Source organism: Microbacterium sp. NPDC055599 (assembly GCF_053618975.1).
In genome coordinates this window covers 68,927-79,794 of sequence record NZ_JBSHIM010000017.1, presented here as the reverse complement: position 1 = coordinate 79,794, position 10,868 = coordinate 68,927, and the positions used below count along the sequence as shown (strand labels likewise).

Below are 10,868 nucleotides of genomic sequence, written 5' to 3'. Positions count from 1 at the left end.
GTCGTAGGCGAGGAGCGACACGTCGCCCGGCACCCGCCACCCCGCATCGACCAGGTGCTGCTGCAGCAGGAGCGCCTGCGGGTCGGAGTGCACGAGCAGCGCGGTCGTCGCCGTCGCCCGGATCTCGTCGAGGAGCGCGGCGACGAAGGGCCCTACCGCCGATCGACCCATGCGGTCGAGGGCGACCTCGCGGTCGACCCCCGGCTCGAGACCGAGCTCCTCGACCGCACGGCCCCACCCGCGGCGCAGGGCGGCGGAGGTCGGCGACTGGGGCGAGGTGAGGATGCCGACCCGCCGATGGCCGAGGCCGGCGAGATGACTCGCGGCGAGCGCTCCCCCGAAAGCATGATCGGTGACGACGCTCTCGAGACGCGTCAGCGCGAGGACGTCGGGCGCGCGACGCTCGACGAGCACGACGGGCAGGGGCAGCGCATCCAGCCAGGCGAGGAGGGCATGACCGTCCGCGCCCGCGGTCTCGGGAGCCACGATCAGCCCGTGGACCGTCCCCGACGCGACCAGGGCGGAGATCTGTCGGCGCTGGTCGGCGGCCGCATAGCTCGCCCCCCGGAGCACGATCTGCGTGTCGGTCTCGATCCCCGCCACGCGGGCGCCCTCCACCACCTGCGGCCAGTAGTAGCTCAGCGACGGCACCACCATGCCGAACCGTCGCGGAGCGGACAGCGGCCGAGCCGCGGCCGGGTCGAGGGTGCTGCGGAGCGTGGCGCCGCCGTGCACGCGCGTGAGGAGCCCCCGCTCCGCGAGGTCGGCGATATCGCGGCGGATCGTCAGCTCGGCCACGCCCAGGTCGCGCGCGAGCGCGGACACCCGCACGGCCCCCGCGCGCCGCAGCTCGTCGAGGATCCGCTCGCGGCGGGAGATGCCGAAGCGCGGCGCCTCTTCCCCGCCGCTCACGCCGCGGCCTCCCCGTGTGTCGTGGATGCACGGCACCGCTCGGCCGAGCGGGCGCGGTGTGGAATCGGCATCGGGACTCCTTGTTCGAGTGTGTTCGATCATGACAGACCGTGTTCGTCTCCGTTGCGCGCACCGCCCCGCCGTCCTTCACTGGAGCGGCGCCGACGTCCGTCGCGCAGGCCCCGAGGAGACCATGTCCGCCCGCCCCACCGTCCTCGTCGCGATGTCCCCCGATGCCTGGGACCTCCTGTTCGACGGCCCCCGTCGCAACCGGCTCGCGGCTCTCGCCCTGATCGACGACCCCGTTCCCGTCACCGCCGTCGACGCCGCCGCCCCGCAGGAGCGCCTGGCCCGGGTGGAGGCGCTCGTCACGGGGTGGGGCGCGCCCGCGCTCGACGAGGCGGCCCTGGCCCGGCTCCCCCGGCTGCGCGCGGTGTTCCATGCCGCCGGGAGCGTCCGCGGCCTCGTGTCCGAGGCACTGTGGCACCGCGGCATCCTCGTCACCTCCGCCGCCGACGCCAACGCGGCCCCCGTCGCCGAGTACACCCTCGCGATGATCCTCCTCGCCGGCAAGCGAGCCCTCGTGCCCCTGCGGACGGCCGACCCGCAGCACGACCTCCGCACCGGCGCCCGCGTCGGCGGTCGCATCGGCAACCTCGACCGGACGGCCGGCATCGTCGGGTTCTCGCGCATCGGCCGGCGCGTGGTGGAGCTGCTCCGGCCGTTCCCCGGCATCGAGGTGCTCGTCGCGGATCCGTTCGCCGATGCGGCCGAGGTCAGGGCCGCGGGCGCCGAGCTCGTGCCGCTGGCGACACTGCTCCCCCGCGTGGACGTGCTGTCGCTGCACGCTCCGGCGCTCCCGGCGACCCGCGGCATGATCGGACGCGCACAGCTCGCCGCCCTCCGCGATGGCACGACCATCATCAACACGGCCCGCGGAGCGCTCCTCGACCACGACGCCCTCGCCGACGAGTGCACGGACGGACGACTCGACGCCGTGCTCGACGTGACGGAACCCGAGCCCCTGCCCGTGGACTCGCGGCTGCTGCAGCTGCCGAACGTCGCGGTCACCCCGCACCTCGCCGGCTCGCTCGGCAGCGAGACGCGGCGGCTCGCCGATGCGGCCCTCGACGAGCTGGAGGCCTGGATCGCCGGGGCTCCCCCGCTCCACCCCGTGCGCCCGGCCGACCTGGAGCACGGCGCGTGAGCACGCTCGCCCTCCCTCCGGAGGACCGCGACCTGTCGCCGTACACCGGCTGGGGTCGCGCGCATCTCCAGGCGGTCGCCGACGCCATCCTCGACGGGGCCGCCCGGCACGCGAGCCCCACGGGCGCCGGTGTGCGCTATCCGGGCCGCCCTGGCGGATTCGGCCCCGCGGTCGACGCCCTGGAGGGCTTCAGCCGCACCTTCCTGCTCGCCGCGTTCCGCATCGCCGGAGACCCCGACGGCACCGGCGACCTGGCCGCGCGGTATGCGCGCGGACTCGCCGCCGGAGTGGACCGGGGGAACCCGGAGCGCTGGCCCCGGCCCGACGAGGTCGATCAGGCGAAGGTGGAGGCCGCAGCCCTCGCCGTCGGGCTCCACCTCACGCGGGACACCGTCTGGGCTCGACTCGACGACACTGCACGCACCCGCACGATCGACTACCTCGCCGGGTTCATCGGAGGCTCGTACCCGCCGAACAACTGGGCCTGGTTCCGCATCCTCGTCGAGCAGTTCCTGGAGAGCGTGGGCGGCCCGTTCTCGACGGAGGACCGCGAGGTCGACTTCGCCCTGCTCGACGGGTTCGAGCGGGCCCACGGCTGGACCTCCGACGGCGCCGCGCGCTCGTTCGACCACTACGCGGGCTGGGCGCTGTCCTTCTATCCCGCGATCTGGGCCGACATGGTCGCCGACGATCCGCGGCACACCGCCCGGATCGCCCGCTCCCGCGCCCGCCTCGACGACTACCTCGACGATGCCCTGCACCTCATCGGCGCCGACGGCGGACCGCTGATCCAGGGCCGCAGCCTCACATACCGGTTCGCGTCAGCGGCGGCGGCGGGCGCTGCGGCCTTCACGGGCGGATCGCGGCACGGCCCTGGCCTGCTGCGCCGCGCGATCAGCGGCCAGGTGCGGCACTTCGTCGACCGCGGGATCCCGGACGCGTCCGGCGTGCTCCCGCTGGGCTGGCACGGCGCGTGGCGGGCGCTCGCGCAGGATTACTCGGGCCCGGGGTCGCCGTCCTGGGCGGCGAAGGGGCTGTTCGCGCTCGCGCTGCCCGCCGCCCATCCGGTATGGACGGCCGTGGAAGAACCGTTGCCCATCGATGCGGGGTCGTTCGCGCGGGTGCTCGCCGCGCCCGGGTGGCTCGCGAGCGGCACCCAGGAGGACGGTGTCGTGCGCATCGTCAACCACGGCACCGACCACGGCGTTCCGGGAGAGCGCCATCCGGACGCGCCGCTCTACGCCAAGCTCGGCTACTCGACGGCGACCGCGCCCGTGCTCCGCACGCCCGGACTGACGGAGCCGCTCGACGGCACCGCCGCCCTGGTGCGCGACGGTCGCCCGAGTCACCGCTCCGGCTTCGCGACCGGGACGCTCTGCCAGCACGAGGGCACGCTGCTCGGCGGGTCGTCGGGGCGGGTGCACTGGCACCGGGAGTTCGTGTCGGCGTTCGACGTGGGCGGCGGTGCGGCGGCGCGCGTCACCGAGACGGGGCCGGTGCTCGACGTCGTGTCGGTCGTGCGCGGCGCCTGGGAGGTGCGGCTGGTGCGTGTCCGCGACGCGGAGGGGGAGGCGGCCGCGACGCGGGTGCGGGAGGGCGACCAGCTGCGCGTCGGGGGATGGGCGCTGTCGGGAGAGGATCTCGTCGAGGACGGCCCGGGGAGCGTGTCCGCCGGAGCCGAGGCGGGGAACGCGTCGCACGGCAGCGGGCGGCCCGGCGGTCGCGCGCCCGCGCGGCACAGCCGCCTCGTGGAGCTGCACGGCACGGACGGGGCGGCCTCGGGCGTGCGGGTCGAGTCCGACGTGACGCCCCTGGCCCCGCGGACGGCGACACCGTGGCTCACCGTTCCGGCGCGCCCGGGGGCCTGGGTGGCGGTGGGGGTGCTGCTCGGCGTGGCCTCGGCGTCGCCGCAGCTCACCCCGCAGGAGGGCGGGTGGCTGATCGTGTGGGCGGACGGGTCGACGACCGCGTGCGACGCGGAGGAGCTGCTGCCGTCCGGCTGACCTCAGCGGTGCGCGGTGCTGTCGCGCACGAGCAGCCGGGTGGGCACGATCGCACGGTCGCCGTCCGCCGCCGGGTCCGCTCCCTCGATCGCCGCGACGAGGGCCCCCACCGCCCGCTGTGCGAGAGCGGAGAAGTCCTGGCGGATGGTGGTGAGGGGCGGCAGGTAGTCCGCGGCATCCGGCACGTCGTCGAACCCCACCACGCTCACGTCCGCGGGAACACGGCGTCCGGACTCCGCCAGGGCCCGCAGCAGACCGAGGGCCATCTGGTCGTTCGCGCAGAACACGGCCGTCGCGGGAGCCAGCGCGGCACCTGCCGCGAATCCCGACCGCGAGGTCCAGTCGCCGCGGACCACCGCGGGCGCCGCGATGCCGCCCGCGGCGAGCGCCTCCCGCCATCCCCGCTCGCGCTCGGCGGCGGCGAAGGAGTCGGCGGGCCCGGCGAGATGGTGCACGGTGGCGTGTCCGAGGCTCAGCAGGTGCGCCGTGGCCGCGGCCGCCCCTCCCGCGTGATCGCTGTGCACGACGATCGCCCCGGTCTCGGCGGGCGCGTCGACCACCACGAGCCGCAGACCCGGAGGTCGCGGGGCGGACGGCACGAGCGCGGAGGCCTCGTTGAGCACGACCGCGCCGTCGACGCCCTGGTCCGCGAGCTGGGCGAACGCCGCCTCGACGCCCTCGGACGCGGTGACCACGGTGAGGGCGTAGCCGCGTTCGGCCGCCGCCTCGGCCGTGGCCTGCAGCATGCGGGAGTTGCCGATCGTCGCGAGGGTGGTGACGACGAGGCCGATCGTGTGCGAGCGGCCCGTGCGCAGGGCTCGCGCGGCGCGGTGCGGCCGGTAGCCGAGCTCTGCCATCGCCGCCTCGACGCGGGCACGCGTGGCCGGATCGACCCGCGGGCTGCCGTTGACGACGCGCGACACCGTCTGGCCCGAGACTCCGGCGCGCGCGGCGACCTGGGCCATGGAGACGCGGGCGGCGTCCGGCGCGGCGGAGACGGAAGCGGAGGCGGGGGTGTCTCGTGCCACGCGTCCTCCGTTCACAACTCCGTCGTGTTGACGTTATCACGCGCGGAGACCTACCATGTTGACGTGAACACGCCCGATTCCCCTGAGATGCGGACGCAGGTCCTCGGTGCCGGCGTCGTCCGCCGCGCCACGACCCTCGCCGACGGCCGCGACCTCTTCTACTACGACGACCCCGGCACCGCCCTCGGCGCGGAGCGAGCCGTCGACGCCCGCACCCTCGCCCCGCGACCCGACACCGCGACCATGCGGCTCGACGTGCTGACGGGCGACTGGATCACGGTCGCCGCGAATCGACAGCACCGCGTGATGATGCCGAGCGCCGACGCCGACCCGCTCGCCCCGCAGACCCCGGGCAACCCGTCCGAGGTGCCGTCGCGCTACGACGTCGCCGTGTTCGAGAACCGCTCCCCGGCGTTCGGCCCCGCGCTCGCCGAGGCCGTGGGCGCCGCCCCCGCCGCCGCCGACGCCCCGCGCGGGCTCGACGACCTCGACGCCCCGGGCCTCGGTCGCACCCGCACCGCGGTCGGACGCTGCGAGGTCGTGTGCTTCAGCCCCGAGCCCGCGGGATCGTTCGGCACCCAGACCGTCACGCGCGCCCGCACCGTGATCGAGGCGTGGGCCGACCGCACCGAAGCCCTCTCCGCGCTGCCCGGCATCCAGCAGGTGTTCCCGTTCGAGAACCGCGGCGCCGAGATCGGGGTCACGCTGCCCCACCCGCACGGCCAGATCTACGCCTACCCGTACGTGACGCCGCGCACGACCCGCACGCTCGACATGATCGACCGCACCGCGCCCGACCTGTTCGCCCGCATCCTCGACACCGAGCAGCGGTCCGAGCGCGTCGTGCTCCGCGGCGAGCACTGGACCGCGTTCGTGCCCTTCGCCGCCCGCTGGCCGCTGGAGGTGCATCTGATGCCGCACCGCCACGTGCCCGACCTCGCCGCGACCACCGACGCCGAGCGCGACGAGCTCGCCCCGCTCTACCTGCGCCTGCTGCGCGGGGTCGACGCGCTGTACGACACCCCGACGCCCTACATCGCCGCGTGGCATCAGGCTCCCGTGCGCGTGGGCCGCGACAGCGTGCGCCTGCACCTGCAGCTGACGAGCCCCCGCCGCGCCGCCGACCGGCTCAAGTACCTCGCCGGCTCCGAGGCGGCGATGTGGGCGTGGGCCGCCGAGGTCACGCCGGAGCAGGGGGCCGAGCGCCTCCGCGACGCCATCGCCCGCACGGACGCCGTGGACGGAGTCTCCGCATGACCGCGGTGCGGGAGGCCGAGGCCCTGTTCGCGACCCTGACCGGGCACGGGCCGGACGGCGTGTGGTCGGCTCCCGGTCGCGTGAACCTGATCGGCGAGCACACCGACTACAACGACGGCTTCGTGCTGCCGTTCGCGATCCCGCAGCGCACGGCCGCGGCGGTCGGCGGGCGCGACGACGGTCGGCTCCGCGTCACCTCCACGTTCGCGGACGAGCCCGTGGAGGTCGCCCTCGACGACCTCGACCGCCTGTTCCCCACCGCGCCCGGGAGCCGCCCCGCGGTGCCGGAGTGGGCCGCGTACCCGCTCGGGGTGGCGTGGGCGCTGCGCCGGGCGACGGGGGTACCGGGCCACGGCGCCGACATCGCGATCGCGTCGACCGTGCCGGTGGGCGCCGGGCTGTCGTCGTCGGCCGCGATCGAGGGCGCCACGTCGTCCGCGCTGAACGAGCTGTGGGGCACCGGGCTCGACGCGGTGGCCCTCGCGCGCATCGGTCGCACGGCCGAGAACGATGCGGTCGGCGCCCCCACCGGGATCATGGACCAGATGTCGTCGATGCTCGGCGAGCCCGACGCCGCGATCTTCCTCGACTGCCGCTCGCTGGAGGCCGAGGTCGTGCCTCTGGGCATGGCCGCGGCCGGGCTGTCCGTGCTGGTGATCGACACCCGCGTGAAGCACGCCCACTCGACCGGCGGCTACCGCGCGCGCCGCGAGTCGTGCGAGCGCGGCGCCGCGGCGCTCGGGGTGCCCGCGCTGCGCGACGTCGCGGTGGCGGACCTCGCCCGCGCGCAGGAGCTGCTCGACGACGAGACCTTCCGCCGCGTGCGCCACATCGTCACCGAGAACCAGCGCGTGCGCGACACCGTCACCGTGCTGCGGGCGGAGGGCGCGCGGGCCATCGGCGGCCTGCTCGTCGCCTCGCACGCCTCGATGCGCGACGACTTCGAGATCTCCACCCCCGAGCTCGACACCGCGGTCGACGCCGCGCTCGCCGCCGGCGCCCTGGGGGCGCGCATGACCGGCGGCGGCTTCGGGGGCGCGGCGATCGCGCTCGTGCCGCAGGACGAGGTGGAGGCGGTGACGACCGCCGTGCGCGCCCGGTTCGCCGAGGCCGGATACGCCGAGCCGCACGTGTTCACCGTCAGCCCGTCCGCAGGTCCGCGCCGCGACGCCTGACACAATGAGTGGTCGAGCCGCCACGGTCGCGGCAGGAGAGGAACGCATGTCCTGGATCGTCACCGGCGGCGCCGGCTACATCGGCGCCCACGTGGTCCGCGCTCTCGCGGAGGCGGGTCTCACCCCGGTCGTGCTCGACGACCTGTCCAGCGGCGTCGCCTCGTTCGTGCCGGAGGGCGTGCCGTTCGTGCAGGGCAGCATCCTCGACCGCGACCTGGTCGAGAAGGCCCTGCGCGACCACGACGCCGACGGCGTGATCCACGTGGCCGGGTACAAGTACGCGGGGGTCTCCGTCCAGCGCCCGCTGCACACCTACGCGCAGAACGTCGAGGGCACCCGCGTGATCCTGGAGGCCATGCAGGCCGCCGGGGTGGCGAACATCGTGTTCTCCTCCTCGGCCGCCGTGTTCGGCACGCCCGACGTGCCGCTCGTGGTGGAGGACACCGCCAAGAAGCCGGCGAGCCCCTACGGGGAGTCGAAGCTGATCGGCGAGTGGCTGCTGCGCGACCAGGCCATCGCCACCGCCGACAGCGAGCGGCCGCTCCGGCACACCTCGCTGCGCTACTTCAACGTCGTCGGCTCGGCCGACCCCGCGGTGTACGACGTGAGCCCGCACAACCTCTTCCCGATCGTGTTCGAGGCGCTGCTGGAGGGCCGCACCCCGAAGATCTTCGGCGACGACTACGACACCCCCGACGGCACGAACGTGCGCGACTACGTGCACGTGGGAGACATCGCCGCCGCGCACGTGGCCGCCGCGCAGCGCCTCGCGGCGGGCGAGCCCATCGAGCCGGCGTACAACCTCGGCTCGGGCGACGGCCTCAGCGTGGCGCAGATCATGGACGCGGTCGCCCGGGTCACGGGCATCGACTTCACGCCCGAGGTCGGCCCTCGGCGCCCGGGCGACCCCGACCGCATCGTGGCCACCGGCGAGCTCGCAGCGCGCGACCTCGACTGGCGCATGCGGTACACGGTCGACGAGATGGTGCGCACGGGCTGGGAAGCGCGGCGGGCCGCCGGCGCCTGAGCCTCACACGTCGCGGGTGCGGATGGGGTAGAGCCAGAAGCACAGCCACGCGAGCGCGGTGAACCCCAGCGGGATCACGGCCAGCATGAGCCGGATGGCGCCGTCGACCGTGTCGGGCTGCGCCTCGCCGAGCGTCGCGTCGAACCCCGACGCCGTGAGCACGACCGCCGCGACGATCGCCTGCAGCACGACGGAGCCGCGGACGACGAAGCCGTTGACGCCGAAGTACGCGCCCTCCCGCCGATGCCCCGTGCGCATCGCGTCGTCGTCGATGATCTGCGCCAGCACGACCTCGAGCAGTTGCAGCAGCCCGCCCACGCCCACGCCCACCGCGACGCCGACGAGAGCCGCTCCGAGCACCGACGTGGGGATCAGATACCCGAGCACCGCGACCCCGAACACCGCCACGCTCCACAGCAGGGCCGTGCGGGGGGAGGTGCGGCGGACCACCGTGCTCCACAGCACGATCGACGGGATCGCGGTCACGAAGATCGCACCGAGCAGCAGGCTGCCCTCCCCCTCCGCCGCACCCAGCGAGTACCGCACGTAGAACGGCACCGACGCGAGGATCACCGCGATCGAGGTCTGCACGCACAGCGACCCCAGCACGTACGGCACGAACGCCCGATTGCGGAACGTGTAGGTGAGCTGGTCGCGCCAGCGCATCGCCTCCGACGCCGCCTCCGGCACGCGCCGCTCGATCATGCCGCCGAAGAACGACCACGCCAGCAGCACGAGGCACACGCCGGACAGCACGAGCGCCATGCCCGGCCAGCCGATCGCGTCGTACAGTGCCGGGGCGCCCGCCGTGCCGAGCACCATGCCGAGAATCGCGAAGATCTGCCGCGGCACGTTGCCCCGCGCGCGCTCCTCCGTCGTGCGGAAGATCTCCGGGAACAGCGCCGAGATGTTGAGCACCACCACCACGAACGCGATGTCGTAGACCGCGACCACCACCAGGAACCAGGCGATGAGGCCGTCCGCGGGCAGGTCGGGCGGCATCCACACCAGCGCGAACGCCACCACCAGCGGCACGATGCCGAGGCCGATCCACGGGATGCGGCGGCCCCACGGCGTGCGGATCCGGTCGGACAGCGCGCCCACCAGCGGGTTGAGCGCCGCGTTCAGGATGCCGTGCGCGACCATCGCGACGGCCACCCAGGTGGCGGGCACCGCGAGGTGCGACACGTAGAAGTAGACGACGAACGCGGAGAACGTCTGCGTCATCAGCTGCGTGGGGAACCCGGACGCCCCGAACGCGATCGACTGCGCCCGCGTCGGGGCCGCGTCGAGGCGACGGTCGCGCAGCCGGTCCGCGAGCGCCGTCACCGGGCCGCCCCGCGCTGCAGGTCGCGCAGGTCGCGCCAGCCGACCCGCACCAGGCCCTCGTCGTCGATCGTCTGCTCCACGAGCGGGTCGTCGAGCAGCCGCAGCTCGTAGCCGCGCTTGGCCGCCCCGAAGTCGACGGCGGCGCGCAGCTCGGCGCCGTCGGTCATCGGGTGCAGGTAGATCTCGGTCACGCCGGGCGGCACGGCCCGCAGCACGTCGAGGAACCCGTCGCGCACCCGCTCGTACGTCTCCTCCTGCGCCGTGCCCTCACCGGCCAGCTCGAACGGGTGCGTCCACAGCCGGTCGATGATCTCCACGCCGAGCGCATCGGCGGCGGCCGTGGCCTCCGCGAGCTTCGCCTGCAGCTCCTGGTCGGCTTCCGCGCCCTCCCGGTACCGCGGAAGCCGGAACGGCAGGCCGAGCCGGGCGGCGAGCTCGAACACCGGCCGCAGGAAGTCGCGCCCGCTCTGCAGTCCGTAGACCGAGCCCATGTGGTTGTCGAGGTGGGTGACGTCGACTCCGGCGTCGAGCGCGGCCTGCACCTGCGCCGTCAGCTCGGCGGCCACGTCGGCCTCGGATGCCCCCTGCTCGACCGCGGCGACCTCGTTCGGGAAGAAGCCGTCGCCGTCGACGAGAGTGGTGCCGGGGCCGGTGAGCGGACGCCACCGGTAGCGCCGCCACTCGCTGGTGAGCACGAGGTGCACGCCCACATCGAGGTCGCGTCGACCGGCGGCGAACGCGAGCGCCTCGGGCGCCCAGGCGCACGGGACCATGACGGTCGCGCTGTCGATACGGCCCCGCTCGAGGAGGCTCCCGATCGCCGTGTTCGCCGCGTGGCACATGCCGAAGTCGTCGGCGTTGAGGATGATCGCCCTGGCACCGGACGGGAGGCCGAGCCGGTCGGCGAGCGGGGGCGGAGTGGTCATGGCG

General features: G+C 74.8%; 9 protein-coding genes. 5 read left to right on the top strand and 4 right to left on the bottom strand.

The window, feature by feature from the left end; all coding sequences use genetic code 11:
• The coding region (locus ACWGQ1_RS15850; protein WP_452313284.1) for a substrate-binding domain-containing protein at positions 1 to 912 on the bottom strand (912 nt) is incomplete at its 3' end.
• A 193-nt stretch (positions 913 to 1,105) separates the two neighbouring features.
• On the opposite strand from ACWGQ1_RS15850, the gene ACWGQ1_RS15845 reads away from it, so the two are divergent.
• On the top strand, positions 1,106 to 2,119 hold the full coding sequence (locus ACWGQ1_RS15845; RefSeq protein WP_452313283.1) for an NAD(P)-dependent oxidoreductase: 1,014 nt from the start codon (positions 1,106 to 1,108) through the stop codon (positions 2,117 to 2,119).
• Positions 2,116 to 4,122, top strand: a complete 2,007-nt coding sequence (locus ACWGQ1_RS15840; protein WP_452313282.1) for a DUF2264 domain-containing protein — start codon at positions 2,116 to 2,118, stop codon at positions 4,120 to 4,122. Before ACWGQ1_RS15845 ends, ACWGQ1_RS15840 begins: the two co-directional genes overlap by 4 nt.
• 2 nt (positions 4,123 to 4,124) lie before the next feature.
• On the opposite strand, the gene ACWGQ1_RS15835 is transcribed toward ACWGQ1_RS15840, so the two are convergent.
• Complete coding sequence (locus ACWGQ1_RS15835; RefSeq protein WP_378803836.1) at positions 4,125 to 5,087, bottom strand: LacI family DNA-binding transcriptional regulator; 963 nt, start codon at positions 5,085 to 5,087, stop codon at positions 4,125 to 4,127.
• Between the two features lie 150 nt (positions 5,088 to 5,237).
• On the opposite strand from ACWGQ1_RS15835, the gene galT reads away from it, so the two are divergent.
• Genes galT through galE form a run of 3 tightly spaced genes read left to right on the top strand, consistent with a single transcriptional unit; the run spans position 5,238 to position 8,609 of the window.
• The gene (gene galT, locus ACWGQ1_RS15830; RefSeq protein WP_452313286.1) at positions 5,238 to 6,407 is read left to right on the top strand and encodes a galactose-1-phosphate uridylyltransferase; all 1,170 of its coding nucleotides are present in this window, start codon (positions 5,238 to 5,240) and stop codon (positions 6,405 to 6,407) included.
• The gene (galK, locus tag ACWGQ1_RS15825; protein ID WP_452313281.1) at positions 6,404 to 7,582 is read left to right on the top strand and encodes a galactokinase; all 1,179 of its coding nucleotides are present in this window, start codon (positions 6,404 to 6,406) and stop codon (positions 7,580 to 7,582) included. Before galT ends, galK begins: the two co-directional genes overlap by 4 nt.
• Positions 7,583 to 7,628: 46 nt before the next feature.
• Positions 7,629 to 8,609 (top strand): UDP-glucose 4-epimerase GalE, encoded by a 981-nt coding sequence (galE, locus tag ACWGQ1_RS15820; RefSeq protein ID WP_447653234.1) that lies wholly within the window; start codon positions 7,629 to 7,631, stop codon positions 8,607 to 8,609.
• 3 nt (positions 8,610 to 8,612) lie between these two features.
• Here the strand turns inward: galE and ACWGQ1_RS15815 are convergent, their stop codons facing one another.
• Together ACWGQ1_RS15815 and ACWGQ1_RS15810 are read right to left on the bottom strand one after the other, a co-directional pair.
• Positions 8,613 to 9,938 (bottom strand): MFS transporter, encoded by a 1,326-nt coding sequence (locus ACWGQ1_RS15815; RefSeq protein WP_452313280.1) that lies wholly within the window; start codon positions 9,936 to 9,938, stop codon positions 8,613 to 8,615.
• Positions 9,935 to 10,864: a polysaccharide deacetylase family protein gene (locus ACWGQ1_RS15810; protein WP_136028545.1), complete on the bottom strand. Its 930-nt coding sequence runs from the start codon at positions 10,862 to 10,864 to the stop codon at positions 9,935 to 9,937. Before ACWGQ1_RS15810 ends, ACWGQ1_RS15815 begins: the two co-directional genes overlap by 4 nt.
• Positions 10,865 to 10,868 lie beyond the last annotated feature (4 nt).

Coding starts and splice junctions, on each gene's coding strand:
- ACWGQ1_RS15810 (WP_136028545.1), bottom strand. CDS start 10,864: ATGACCACTCCGCCCCCGCTCGCCGACCGGCTCGGCCTCCCGTCCGGT.
- galK (WP_452313281.1), top strand. CDS start 6,404: ATGACCGCGGTGCGGGAGGCCGAGGCCCTGTTCGCGACCCTGACCGGG.
- galE (WP_447653234.1), top strand. CDS start 7,629: ATGTCCTGGATCGTCACCGGCGGCGCCGGCTACATCGGCGCCCACGTG.
- ACWGQ1_RS15845 (WP_452313283.1), top strand. CDS start 1,106: ATGTCCGCCCGCCCCACCGTCCTCGTCGCGATGTCCCCCGATGCCTGG.
- galT (WP_452313286.1), top strand. CDS start 5,238: ATGCGGACGCAGGTCCTCGGTGCCGGCGTCGTCCGCCGCGCCACGACC.
- ACWGQ1_RS15835 (WP_378803836.1), bottom strand. CDS start 5,087: ATGGCCCAGGTCGCCGCGCGCGCCGGAGTCTCGGGCCAGACGGTGTCG.